General features: G+C 44.4%; 9 protein-coding genes. 4 read left to right on the forward strand and 5 right to left on the reverse strand.

What is annotated here, in order from left to right; all coding sequences use genetic code 11:
• Positions 1 to 144: 144 nt before the first annotated feature.
• The 3 genes from eno to mutS all read right to left on the reverse strand — a co-directional run bounded on the left by eno (position 145) and on the right by mutS (position 5,924).
• Positions 145 to 1,437, reverse strand: a complete 1,293-nt coding sequence (eno, locus tag BM528_RS04200; RefSeq protein WP_071978802.1) for a phosphopyruvate hydratase — start codon at positions 1,435 to 1,437, stop codon at positions 145 to 147.
• Positions 1,438 to 1,496: 59 nt separating this feature from the next.
• A complete protein-coding gene (locus BM528_RS04205; protein ID WP_071978803.1) occupies positions 1,497 to 3,128 on the reverse strand; it encodes a CTP synthase in 1,632 nt (543 codons plus the stop codon).
• Positions 3,129 to 3,320: 192 nt separating this feature from the next.
• Positions 3,321 to 5,924 carry a DNA mismatch repair protein MutS gene (mutS, locus tag BM528_RS04210; RefSeq protein ID WP_071978804.1) on the reverse strand — a complete coding sequence of 868 codons (2,604 nt, stop codon included), beginning with the start codon at positions 5,922 to 5,924 and terminating at the stop codon, positions 3,321 to 3,323.
• Between the two features lie 114 nt (positions 5,925 to 6,038).
• Here mutS and BM528_RS04215 point away from each other — a divergent pair, with 114 nt between their 5' ends.
• From BM528_RS04215 to BM528_RS04230, 4 genes are all read left to right on the forward strand, one after another.
• Positions 6,039 to 6,578, forward strand: coding sequence for a CinA family protein (locus BM528_RS04215; protein ID WP_083595198.1), 540 nt, complete (start codon positions 6,039 to 6,041; stop codon positions 6,576 to 6,578).
• Positions 6,579 to 6,969: 391 nt separating this feature from the next.
• Positions 6,970 to 8,004: a recombinase RecA gene (gene recA / locus BM528_RS04220; protein ID WP_071978805.1), complete on the forward strand. Its 1,035-nt coding sequence runs from the start codon at positions 6,970 to 6,972 to the stop codon at positions 8,002 to 8,004.
• A gap of 541 nt (positions 8,005 to 8,545) precedes the next feature.
• A complete protein-coding gene (locus tag BM528_RS04225) occupies positions 8,546 to 9,352 on the forward strand; it encodes an ATP-binding cassette domain-containing protein (RefSeq protein ID WP_071978806.1) in 807 nt (268 codons plus the stop codon).
• Positions 9,336 to 10,544, forward strand: a complete 1,209-nt coding sequence (locus BM528_RS04230; protein WP_071978807.1) for an ABC transporter permease subunit — start codon at positions 9,336 to 9,338, stop codon at positions 10,542 to 10,544. The genes BM528_RS04225 and BM528_RS04230 overlap by 17 nt, the downstream gene beginning before the upstream one ends.
• A gap of 111 nt (positions 10,545 to 10,655) precedes the next feature.
• On the opposite strand, the gene BM528_RS04235 is transcribed toward BM528_RS04230, so the two are convergent.
• A complete protein-coding gene (locus tag BM528_RS04235; RefSeq protein ID WP_071978808.1) occupies positions 10,656 to 10,979 on the reverse strand; it encodes an EscU/YscU/HrcU family type III secretion system export apparatus switch protein in 324 nt (107 codons plus the stop codon).
• Positions 10,980 to 11,001: 22 nt separating this feature from the next.
• The gene (locus BM528_RS04240; protein WP_083595199.1) at positions 11,002 to 13,533 is read right to left on the reverse strand and encodes a flagellar hook-length control protein FliK; all 2,532 of its coding nucleotides are present in this window, start codon (positions 13,531 to 13,533) and stop codon (positions 11,002 to 11,004) included.
• Between the last annotated feature and the right edge of the window lie 39 nt (positions 13,534 to 13,572).

Here is a 13,572-nt window from a genome sequence, read left to right on the forward strand (position 1 = left end):
GTTTGAGAATAACCATCCCTCAGCGCCCAATTAAAATTTGCCCTCAGTTGCACTAAAAACAAAAAAGGCGTTAGTACAAGTAGCACTAACGCCTTCTCAAAGGTAGAGCCTGTCTACTCTCGTTGAGCTATATTAGGCAACGCTTTACTGACCTTTTATTTCAGAAAGGCCTTTATAGGTTGCTGCACTACCAAGCGCTTCTTCGATACGTAGAAGTTGGTTGTACTTAGCGACACGGTCAGAACGGCAAAGAGAGCCAGTTTTGATTTGACCTGCAGCAGTACCTACCGCTAAATCAGCAATTGTCGCGTCTTCAGTTTCGCCAGAACGGTGAGAGATAACAGCAGTGAAGCCAGCGTCTTTCGCCATCTTAATTGCATTAAGCGTTTCTGTTAGCGAGCCAATTTGGTTGAACTTGATAAGGATTGAGTTACCAATACCGTTATCGATACCGCGCTTAAGAATTTTGGTATTAGTTACGAACAAGTCATCGCCAACAAGCTGTACTTTGTCACCAATCTTCTTCGTTAAGCTCGCCCAGCCATCCCAGTCGCTTTCATCTAAGCCATCTTCGATAGATACAATAGGGTATTGTGAAGAAAGGTCGGCTAAATAGTCGCCAAACGCTTCAGAATCGAAGCTCTTGTCTTCACCAGACAACACATACTTACCGTCTTTGTAGAATTCAGACGCGGCACAATCTAGCGCAAGAGTAATGTCTTCATTCATTTTGTAGCCAGCGTTTTCAACGGCTTGCACGATAACAGCAAGTGCCTCTGCATTTGAGCTAAGGTTAGGTGCAAAACCACCTTCATCTCCTACTGCGGTGTTAAGACCTTTCGCTGAAAGTACTTTCTTAAGCGCGTGGAAGATTTCAGCACCCATACGCAGTGCTTCTTTAAAGCTTTTCGCGCCAACTGGCTGAACCATGAATTCTTGAATATCAACGTTGTTGTCTGCGTGCTCGCCACCATTGATGATGTTCATCATAGGCACCGGCATTGAGTATTGGCCAGACGTACCATTTAGGTCAGCGATGTGCTCATAAAGTGCAACGCCTTTTTCAAGCGCGGCTGCCTTTGCAACTGCAAGAGACACAGCCAAAATAGCATTAGCGCCAAGAGTCTCTTTGTTTTCGGTGCCGTCTAAGTCAATCATCACCTGATCGATATCAGACTGTGCAAGTGCGTCTTTGCCTAGCAGCGCTGGAGCAATTGCGTCGTTAATAGCCGCTACTGCTTTAGTTACACCTTTACCAAGGTAACGAGACTTGTCGCCGTCGCGCAGTTCTAATGCTTCGCGGCTACCAGTAGATGCGCCAGATGGTGCAGCCGCACGACCCATTACGCCAGACTCTAAGTAAACGTCTGCTTCTACAGTTGGATTACCGCGTGAATCTAAGATTTCACGTCCGATTATGCGACTAATTTTCGCCATGTTATTTCCTCAACATTTGATGTGGGAACGCAACGGGAAAGCGTTCCCTTTATTAGAAACTAGTGATTTTCTTTTTGATATTTACCCGCGGCTTCAACAAACCCCTTAAACAATGGGTGACCATCGCGAGGTGTTGAAGTAAATTCAGGATGGAACTGACCAGCGATAAACCAAGGATGGTCAGGTATTTCTATAACTTCTACAAGTCGTTTGTCAGTGGACAAACCACTTACCTTAAGGCCTGCAGCTTCGATTTCATCGCGTAAGTTGTTGTTCACTTCGTAGCGGTGACGGTGGCGCTCGTAAATTTCAACGTTCCCATAGATCTCATGCACTTTAGTGCCTTCAATTAAATGGCACAGCTGGCTGCCCAATCGCATTGTACCGCCAAGATCTGATGTTTCAGTGCGTGTTTCGGTAGTTCCAGCAGCGTCTAACCACTCCGTGATTAAACCTACTACAGGATATGCAGTTTCAGGGTCGAATTCAGTACTGTTGGCATTGGCCATGCCTGCAACGTTTCGAGCAAACTCAATAAGTGCAACCTGCATCCCAAGGCAAATACCTAAATATGGAACTTTATTTTCTCGGGCGTAGCGAGCTGCTGCAATTTTACCTTCGATGCCGCGTTCACCAAAACCGCCGGGCACTAGGATAGCGTCTAGCTTTTCAAGTATTTGCGTTCCTTTACTCTCCACATCTTGAGAGTCGATATGGTGAATGTTGACTGTCAGTCTATTTTTAAGGCCTGCATGCTTTAATGCTTCGTTTACCGACTTATAAGCATCGGGTAATTCAACATATTTACCAATCATGCCTATATTCACTTCGGCAGTTGGGTTGGACTCTGCGTAAAGTACTTGTTCCCATTCAACTAAATCAGCTTCTGGGCAATCAAATCCGAAGCGATCGACAACAAGCTGGTCCATGCCTTGTGCTTTAAGCGCAGCTGGAATGCGATAAATACTATCCACATCTTTTAACGAGATAACCGCTTTGTCTGCTACGTTGGTGAAAAGCGCAATTTTAGAGCGTTCGCTGGTAGGTAGTGCACCTACAGAGCGACACACAAGAATATCTGGTTGAATACCAATTGAGCGCAATTCTTTAACCGAGTGCTGAGTGGGTTTTGTTTTCACTTCACCTGACGCAGGCATATAAGGCACAAGTGTTAAGTGCATGTACATAGCACGCTCGCGACCCACCTCAGTACCTAGTTGACGAATGGCTTCTAAGAAAGGTTGTGACTCAATGTCACCTACGGTACCGCCCACTTCTACGATGGCAACGTCATGACCTTCAGCACCTTCAATAACGCGACGCTTAATTTCGTTAGTAATGTGCGGAATAACCTGAATGGTCGCCCCCAAGTAATCGCCGCGACGCTCACGTTTTAGTACTTCTTCGTAAACACGACCTGTAGTGAAGTTATTACGCTTAGTCATACGGGTGCGAATAAAACGCTCGTAGTGACCAAGATCAAGGTCTGTCTCTGCACCGTCATCGGTAACAAATACTTCACCATGCTGTATAGGGCTCATTGTGCCCGGGTCGACGTTGATGTAAGGGTCGAGTTTTAACATGGTAACGGTGAGACCGCGAGCTTCAAGAATTGCGGCCAGAGATGCTGCTGCAATACCTTTTCCAAGCGATGAAACTACACCACCAGTGACGAAAATATAATGTGTCATGCGAAACCTAGAACGTTAGGGTTGTATGGTAAATATAGGCCGATTTCAGAAAGAAACCATCTACACTTTGGACGGGGCGATAGTATACGCAAAACCATGTAAACAGACAATCTATTTGCCCACATGATGTGCAAATTTACGCCAGATTTACACCAAGTTTAGGCCAGTTGTGACCTAAACTTGGCCTTGCGGCTAAGACTGACTTAAGCGCTTTAAGGTGTATATAAGGTCGAGAGCTTGCCGCGGAGAGAGTTCATCGGGAGATATGTTCGCTAGAGCATCGACAGCAGGGTTGGGTTTATCTGGAAACAGCAATTCTGCTTGGCCTTTTGGCTTTGCGTTTGATGTAGCCTGTGATGCAGCCTTTGATGTAGCTTTCGATATACTTGCTGCCTTATCGGGCGCACTCTCTTCCCCTTGAGTCATAATATGAGAAGACTCTAATGCCGCTAGCTTAAGTTGAGCCGCTTGAATAACCGCTCTTGGTACACCAGCTAACTGGGCTACCTGTAGCCCGAAACTCTTACTTGCTGCTCCTTCTGACACCGTGTGCATAAAGCGGATAGTATCTTCAAACTCAACAGCATCCAAATGCACGTTGACCACACCTTGCTGTGTGTCTGGCAGCTCGGTTAGTTCAAAGTAATGGGTAGCAAAAAGGGTATAGGCATTAAGCTGTTTAGCAAGGTAACTTGCACATGCCCACGCCAGTGATAATCCATCGTAAGTACTCGTACCGCGACCAATTTCGTCCATTAACACCAAAGAGTTTTCTGTAGCGTTGTTTAAAATATTGGCCGTTTCTGTCATCTCGACCATGAAGGTTGAGCGCCCTGACGCAAGATCATCAGATGCACCAATACGGGTGAAGATACGATCTAATTTCCCTATATGCGCTTGCTGAGCTGGAACGAAACTACCTATGCACGCTAGCAGAGCAATAAGCGCTGTTTGACGCATGTAAGTAGATTTACCACCCATGTTCGGGCCCGTAATTATCAGCATTCGCCGAGCGGTATCTAGTTGCAGTGGATTGGCGATGAATGGTGTTTTCATTACATTTTCTACAACAGGATGGCGCCCTTCCTCATAAGTAAGTGCACACTCGTTACTGAGCCTTGGCCTGTGCCAATCTAAAGCAATTGCCCGTTCGGCGAAACAACACAAAACATCGAGTTTTGCCAGTGCCGCGGCACTGTCTATTAGGTTATTTAAGTGCGGCGTAAACTCATCAAATAGTGCTTCGTACAGCTTTTTCTCAAGTGCAAGCGCCGCGCCTTGACTGCTAAGCACCTTGTCTTCGTGCTCTTTTAGTTCTGGGGTAATAAAGCGTTCGGTATTTTTAAGCGTTTGACGACGGATATACTCCGATGGTGCATTTGCGCTGTTGGCGCGGCTAATTTCTATAAAAAAGCCATGTACTCGGTTGTATCCTACTTTAAGGGTAGAAATACCAGTACGCTCTCTTTCTCGGCGTTCCATTGCCTCAAGATAGTCAGTAGCACCCTGAGAGAGGGCTCGCAATTCGTCTAATTCTTCGTTGTAGCCAGGTGCTATGACGCCGCCTTCTCGTATAATTACCGGCGGGTTATCAATAATGGCGTGATTGAGTAGTGTCTGCAGCTCGGGATAAGTGCCGACAGTTTGGCTGATTTGCCTTATTTGCCCCGTTTCATAGCGCGATAATGCGTCGTGTAAATCAGGTAAAGCGTTAAACGCGTTTTTTAATCTGGCAAAATCTCTAGGCCGTGCAGAGCGAAGAGCTAAGCGTGCCATGATGCGTTCGATATCACCAATGTGTTTTAGGGCGCTGCGAATATCGTCAGGGCTATCATCAATAAAGGCGTCAACGGCGTCTAATCGACTCTGTAGCTCATGTTGGTCGGTAAGCGGCGAGTGGATAACCCGTTGTAACAGGCGACTACCCATGGCCGTTGTGGTAGTGTCCATTACACTAAAAAGCGTGTTTTCTTGACCGCCAGATAAGTTATGGGTGAGCTCTAGATTGCGTCTGGTAGCCGCATCTAGCTGAACGCGGCTGTCCTGCTGTTCTGTTTGTATTTGTCTAATATGAGGTAGGGCGGTTCGCTGGGTGTCTTTTACATATTGTAATACGCAACCCGCTGCGCCTAAGCCTTTGGTGATACCTTTAAGTCCGAAACCATCGAGGGTTTTAGTTCCAAACTGTAGATTAAGCTGCTCATCTGCGGTATCAATATCAAATTCCCATTCAGGACGTCTTCTTAATCCTTTTCGGCTCTCAATGAGTGAGAGTTGCTCGAAGCCTTCTGGATAGAGCAGTTCGGCTGGATTAACCCGCTGTATTTCCGCTAATAAATTTTCATCGTTATCGCATTCAAATACTACAAAGCGCCCACTAGTAACGTCCAGCGTGGCTAAGCCATAATGCATAGAGTGGCCACACACTGCGGCTAATATATTATCTCGCCGCTCTTCTAAAAGCGCTTCGTCGGTAACCGTACCTGGTGTGACAATACGCTGGACCTGTCGCTCTACTGGCCCTTTGCTGGTAGCCGGATCGCCAACCTGCTCACATATCGCTACCGACTCCCCCATTTTAACCAAGCGAGAAAGGTAACTTTCTACCGCATGATAGGGTACCCCAGCCATTGGGATGGGGTCGCCGCCAGATTTACCTCTGGCAGTTAACGAAATGTCGAGGAGTTCTGCGGCTTTTTTGGCATCATCAAAAAACAATTCATAAAAATCGCCCATGCGATAAAACAAGAGAATATTCGGATGCTGCGCCTTAATCGTAAGGTATTGGCGCATCATAGGAGTATGTGATTCCAAAAAACGACCTCAATAGATTTGTTTACGGTGTTAATGCGTATGGTAACAAATAAATGATAAACTCTCCGCTACCAAACACGCTGATGATAAATTGACATGACTACGCCATTTTCAACCGATTCCGAAACAAAAACCATATCTTTAACGATTGATAGCGCGTTAACTACTCAAGTGATGGCTATTGGCGATGTATTGCGTGATAAAAAGTGGACGGCATCGACTGCAGAGTCGTGTACAGGTGGAGGAATTGCGTTTGCTTTTACTAGTGTTGCAGGCAGTTCAGACTGGTTTAATCAGTCTTGGGTTACTTATTCGAACGCGGCTAAAAACTGTGAGTTATCGGTAAAAAGCGAAACGTTGGAAAAATATGGCGCTGTCTCCCAACAGACTGTAACTGAAATGGCGGCGGGTGTTCAAAAGCGAAGCGGTGCAGAACTAGTGATAACGGTTAGCGGCATCGCCGGGCCCGGTGGCGGTAGTGAAAGTAAGCCTGTTGGCACTGTGTGGTTCGGTTTTATATGCGGTACGCATGCACAGCAAGTAAAACAAGTATTCAGTGGCAATAGAGATGATGTTCGCGGTCAAGCGGTGGAGTTTGCTCTCAATTATGCATTGAAAATGCTTAGCGAAGTGTAACTGTTGAGCAGCCGCAAACATGAATATTAAGCTTGTTTGTAAAAGTTTTAGTATCAGCTAGACAGCGGTTAAATGTCTTTTTGTGTTGTACCGTTTTGCAAGACAAAATAATTAAAACACTGGTTGAAACTGTATGCTTGTACAGTATAGAATGTGTGTGGAAGTTGTTAGGGTATGATTATAGAAGTTCTTGTTTAAAAATTCGTATTTAAAAGTGCGTTCATAAAAGCAAGTAGCAACCTATTGGGAATAAATAAAGCGCGTAAAGTAATCGCTAAACAGCATAACAAATTACAGGCGAGTAAGAACAAGTAACAGCGGTCTCACTCCCACCCGTGTCCATATAATTAAAGATGTGACGCACCAAAGATCAAGCATAGGCATAGTTAAGATGACAGATCAGAATAGAAGCAAAGCATTAGATGCAGCGTTATCCCAAATTGAAAAGCAATTTGGTAAAGGCTCAATTATGAAGTTGGGCGAGAACAAGACAATGGATGTAGAAACCATTTCTACGGGCTCGCTTGGGCTAGACGTTGCGCTTGGTGCTGGTGGATTGCCCCTAGGCCGTATTGTTGAGATTTACGGTCCTGAGTCATCGGGTAAAACAACGCTTACACTTGAAGTTATTGCTGAAGCTCAGCGTCAGGGCAAAACTTGTGCATTCGTTGATGCAGAACACGCACTTGACCCAATTTACGCAGAAAAGCTTGGTGTTAATATTGATGAGCTACTGGTTTCTCAGCCAGACACCGGTGAACAAGCGCTGGAGATTTGTGACATGCTGACACGCTCTGGTGCTGTAGACGTTATTGTTGTCGACTCTGTAGCAGCGTTAACACCACGGGCAGAGATTGAAGGCGATATCGGTGATTCACACGTTGGTCTTGCGGCGAGAATGATGTCGCAAAGCATGCGTAAAATTACAGGTAACTTGAAGCGCTCGAATACAATGATGATTTTCATCAACCAAATTCGTATGAAGATTGGTGTTATGTTCGGAAGCCCTGAAACAACGACAGGTGGTAATGCACTTAAGTTCTATGCGTCGGTACGTTTGGATATCAGAAGAATTGGTTCTGTTAAAGAGGGCGATGAAGTTGTTGGTAACGAGACTCGCGTAAAAGTTGTTAAAAATAAGATTGCTCCTCCTTTCAAGCAAGCCGAGTTTATCATCAAGTACGGTGAAGGTATTTCTAAGCATGGCGAATTGATTGATTTAGGTGTTAAGCACAAGCTCATTGATAAAGCAGGTGCTTGGTATAGCTACAACTCTGATCGCATTGGTCAGGGTAAAGCAAACAGCATGCAATTTTTGAAGAACAACCCTGAAGTTTCAAATGAAATTGAAGCAAAGTTAAGAGAATTGCTTTTGCCTAGTAAGGTTGCAGTAGATAATAGTGAAGACGTAAACGAAGAGTCGTAAGTACGAACTTTATCCAAACTGACTATTATCAATGAGATTCATTTAAAAACCCGCCTTTAAGCGGGTTTTTTGTTTGCCCAGCGAAGCTGGCAAACCCGTCAGGTTGAAAGAAACCTGAATCACCCTGACTGAGGGGAAGATAATCCGAATGGCAAGGGCGACTTAGCAAGTGATATGAAGTATGCAGGAGCCGTATACGAGGCCCGTACGTACGGTTCTGTGAGAGGGATGAGGCGCAAGCCTCACCCTACTCGATATGGCCAGTAAACGAAAAACGGCTTTCAGATAACACATTTGCTAACACTTATTATTGGTAGTTATCTTGCGTGAGCTAAAAATTAAATGAATTCTGTAATTAAGAATAAAAAACAAAGACTATAGATTTGTAGAGGCGGCAGTTTTACTGTTTAGTATAAGTAGTTGCCATCGCTATAAAAGTAATAAAACGAGTTCGTATTACATCAAAATAGAAATCTGTGAGTCGACATTTCGATAAGCATAGTTGAAGAAAATAATAATAAACGAGGAGAGGGACGCATCCATGATTGAAATAACTGGTCTCGCTAAACGTTTTGAGGTGGAAAACCCCAAAAAGCTTAGCGAGCAAGAGAAAAAAGACCCACGCTTAAAAGGACGCTACTTCCAGTCTGTAAGAGATGTATCATTTGCCTGTCAAAGCGGTGAGGTACTCGGACTGCTAGGGCCTAACGGCGCAGGAAAAACAACCACACTTCGCATGCTGTCTACAGCGCTACGCCCTGATAGCGGAAGCGTGACGATAGACGGTCAAGACGTATTGGCAAATCCAAATGTTGCACGAAAGAAAATCGGCTTTTTATCAAGCTCTACTGGTCTGTACGGCAGATTAACAGGTCGTGAAAATATCAGCTATTTTGGTGAGTTGCATGGTTTGTCGAAAAGTACCATTAACGCGCGTATAGAAGAAATGGCTGATTTGCTCGATATGCAGAGCTTTTTGGAAAGACGCGCTGAGAATTTCTCATCAGGTATGAAGCAAAAAGTATCCATTGCACGTGCTGTTATTCACGAGCCCTCGCTTGTAGTACTTGATGAGCCCACTACCGGCCTGGACATTATGGCGACCAGTACCGTTATGGAGTTTATTCAACGATTGAAAGATAAGGGAACACCGGTGATCTTCTCCACCCATCACTTAGATGAGGTGCAAGCTCTGTGTGACAAGGTCACCGTCATCAATCAGGGCGAAACTGTATTTAATGACTCACTTGCTGCGTTCAGCGCACTGTCTGATGGGCAAATGCATAAGAGTTTCCTTAAAACACTGTCAACAGAATCACAGGAGAAGAGCAATGTGGTTAATCTTTAAGAAGGAATTTAAAGAGTTATTGCGGGATAAAAAAACCATTATCTTTATGATTCTGTTACCGCTTTTACTGTTCCCTGCTATTTTCGGCGTAGGCATTTTCTTTATGAGTAACGCCGCTGAAAAAGCGGAAAATGAAATTCTAAAATATGCCATCGTTGGTGAAGCATATGCGCCTGACATTGTAGAATCTTTTGCTGAGGCGTCTGAAAAGTTTGAATTGGTAAGTGTTGACGGTGCTTTTGAGAGCGAGAGTGATTATGCCAAGTTTATCAAAAACGAAACTTTAGACTTTGTGTTAGTAATACCTGACACTTTTGATGCAGATATTTTGGCATCGGGACAGCATAAAATTGGGCTTTATTTAAATGATGCAGGGCTTAACAAAGTCTATGGGCGAGTAGCCGAAATCATTGACGTTTATATGGACGAATTTCAGCTAGCGGCATTTACCGAGCTGGGGTTAAATGAAGCGCAACAAGAAGCTTTGCTAAAACCTATTTCGATAGAAAAGCAAAACGTAGCTGATGATAGAGAGGTTTGGGGCGAGCGTATTGGCGGCTTCTTACCTTACTTCATTTTTATCTTGTGCTTACAGGGGGCTATGGCACCCGCTGCTGATTTGGGTGCAGGGGAAAAGGAAAGAGGTACGCTGGAAACACTGCTTATTTCACCAATGGACAGGTACAAACTGGTACTTGGCAAGTTCTTTACGGTAAGCGCCGCGGGTATCATTACTGCTCTCATCACCGTATCTTCCATGGCTATTTGGGGTATTGTTTTATCTCAGGGCATGGCAATTGAATTTGTTGTTGAAGTTATGTCGATGATAGGCATAGTCGATTTTGTACTTATCTTTCTTATGCTCGTGCCGGTTGTTGCTGTGTTTGCCGCGATCCTACTCTCACTATCGATATATGCACGCTCGTTTAAAGAGGCGCAAAGTTACATGGGGTCTTTAATCATGGTCGTGATCTTCCCCGTGCTAATTGCCATGATGCCGGGCGTTGAGTTAAAAGGAGCATGGGTTTGGGTGCCCCTGACTAATGTTGCACTTGCTATGAAGGAGCTGTTCAAAGGAACGATGGACTACTTCGCATTGTTTGGCATTTTTACCTCTACCGCAGTCATCGCTATTGGATTAATAATGTTTTGTATTCATTGGTTTAATAAAGAGAAAGTACTGTTTAGGTAATAGCAGGTAATTGAGAAAGTTAACGAAGTGAAATCACGTTAAAGAAAAAGACGCCACGTGTTGTTTTAGAGATTTGTTATAAACACATTGTGGCGTTTTTGTTTGTACTGTTTAAACCTCAAAATCAATTCTCTTGATTATACTTTCCCAACCAGGAGGAATTTTCCCCTGTAACACGTAAGAATAGGCAAGCAGTTCGGCGATAACATAGTACAAGGATTCTGGTATATCTTGACCTACATCCAATGTAGCCAGCACTTCGCTAAGATAGGGATCTTCATGTATGAGTATGCCTGTCTCTTCAGCCATAGCAATTATCGCTTCGGCTAAGTCGCCATAGCCCTTTGCTACCACTTTTGGGGTGTTTTTCTTGTCTCCGCCTTCATATTTGAGACCAATTGCCCGCTTAGCTTTGTTCTGTTTGTCAGTACTCATACTGTCTTCTCGCAATTAGCACTCATACTCTAGTCTCAAAAATTTGATGAGGACGGCTATTGAGGGTATCTGGAATATGCCCGCGCTGAAAACTACTCTTTTCTACTTGTAATCCAAGTTCCTCCAAGCGTTTAGTGAGGTAAGGCAATGTGTCGGCAACTCTTGCCAAGATAACTTCATTTGAGGCATATAAGTCGAGGGTAATTGTCTCTTTGTCTATTTTTGACTTGGCAAGTACTTGTCCAACAGTGCCTATATCCAACTTCATGGTAACGTTCCACAGAGACTGCTGCCCTTTACTCTCTTGTTGTTCATGCTGCTTTTTAGGCTCGCGCTGAATGAGAAGCTCTGGTGGCGTATTATGTTGGGTGAGCGAGGGGAGTACATAGTAAAAACTATCTTGGCCTTGAATACGCGCGTCGGCTTGTGTCAATTTACTTTGCTGATGATTTGCCAATAACGTTTTGAGCTGGCTGAGAATTTGCTGACGACTGTCTAATTGATGCAAATCTTGACTTACTTTGCTTGGCTGTGAGTTTCCACCCACACTTGCCAACGTTTTAGAAACGATTGAATCAGGTGCATCGAGCTGTGCTTTTAAGCTGGGTTGTCGTTGCAATGCCCTGCCAGCTAACGCAAGTTGCACCAGTGCAACAAGTCCTTGCACAAAGCTCGATACCGCAACCGGTGAAGCTAGTGTCGACGGCGTTGCCAAAAGTGCAGGGCTGCTTAATAAGTTTTGTATCCGTTGCGGCAGCGTTGACTCCGGTGTTGATACAACATTCGGTGCTTTGCTCTTTCCGCTATCGTCTATCGCTTTTGTTCCTGTACCTACTTGAGTATTTGCTTCTTCTTTTAGACCATTTAGGCGTTCAGCCCCTGTTGTTTGCTGTTTACTATTTGTATTTGAAAGTTGCTGTAAAAGGTTGTTTATCAGACTTACTGAAGCATTTTTTGCCTCAGATTTCAGTAATTGCGCAATGCTGCCTAAAGATGCCTTTCCACCATCAACTTCCTTATTCACAGAAATAGGTTTCTCGGCTTCGCTACTCGGGTAATTTGTTGAGGTTTGTAAAAGGTTTTGTTTTTGTTCTGCTTGATGCAGTTTAGATAATGCAGTGGGAGCAGTACCTACATCAAGACCTTTTATGTGCTGTATTAATCTTGATATTGCCGCAGACGGTGATTGTTTGTCCGCTATTGAAGCTTCAACTTGAGTATTGGATAACGAGTTCGGATTGCCCTCAACAATGGAAATAAGCGAGGCTAATGCGGTGGTTGTATTTCCAGTTTGATTGAGGAGTACCCTGGAAAGTGCTTGAATAGCCTTATGCACCTCACTACTTTTGAGTACTTCTGGCGACGCTTTGAGTACTTCTGGCGATGCTTTGAGATTGTCTAACTGTATTTTGCTGGGCGAAGTATATTGAAAGGAGGCATCTTGAGAAGCGGCAGTGCTACCGCTGTTATTTGCCTTGAACGATTCCGAGCCTATAAGTTGCGACACTGGAAGCTTCTTTATCTCAATATTGCGTATTTGTTCTTTTGCTAGAGGGGGCGTTGAAAGTGCGCTTTCCGGCATGGTAAATGTAGTTACCACATTGTTCCTAGCCGTATGTACAGTAAGCGTAGCGTTTGAACTGTTTTTAGCAGACAAAGATAACAAGCTAACCGTTTTTAATGCGTTGTTTCCCGCATCCAAAGGTGTGGGCATAAAAGCCTTTAATGCCGAGGGCGTCCTATCGTTTTGCGATATAGCCACAGCGCCCTGTTTGAGGGCGCTCTCAACGAATTGGCTTTGCATTTTTATATCTACATTTCCCAGTGATATGCCTTTTCCATTCTGCCCGCTAAGACCTGGCTGATTGGAAGATAGGCTTAGAGAAATATTACCGCTTTGCGTGCGACTCATGGCTAATGTCACGTTTTTACCGACAAGGCTTTGAAATGAGGATAATAACTTTGTGTCTAACTGCGTCGTTGGGAATTTAAGTGGCTTTTCACCATTTACATTGAGCGAGATTTCTTTGTTGGTTACCGCAAACACCTGTGCTTTCAGTGATACAGCTGTGCCGTCCACGTTCTTTAAAGTCTCGGCAATGGCTTTGAAAAGTTGGCCTTGTTTATCAAATGGAATATTAATTTCTTGCGAAACAATGCCTGTTGAAGTTAAGGCTGCTTGTATCGATCGGGTTTGCGCTGAGTTAGCTTGAGCAGAACTAGTTTGAACCGAGCCCAGAGAAAGTAACTGAATTTGCTGTGACGATTGAAAAGATAGCCCGTTTGGTAAGCGTATGTTTGCACTTAATTGAGGTGAATTAATGGCAAGAATATTTTCAGGTAGTTTAGCAATCATTACTTTAGCCGCGTTATCTAGAGCAGCCGCTTGCGTAAGCGTTTTACTTTGCGCAGGATTCAACACTGCACTTGGTGCTGTGCTAGTGGTCCTATTCTGAACCTCGTTTGGCGAAGCGCTCCGTGTAGCATCTTGCACAGAAGCTTTCGAGGCGCTTTGCATAATGTTGGCAAGGATGTTGGAGAGTTGCTGCGTCATAGTTGAACTATCGGCCTAAAGGTCGTTTTCCTTAATGAT

The sequence above is a fragment of the Alteromonas sp. RW2A1 genome (assembly GCF_001886475.1).
In the GTDB taxonomy this organism is placed as follows: Bacteria; Pseudomonadota; Gammaproteobacteria; order Enterobacterales; family Alteromonadaceae; genus Alteromonas; species Alteromonas hispanica.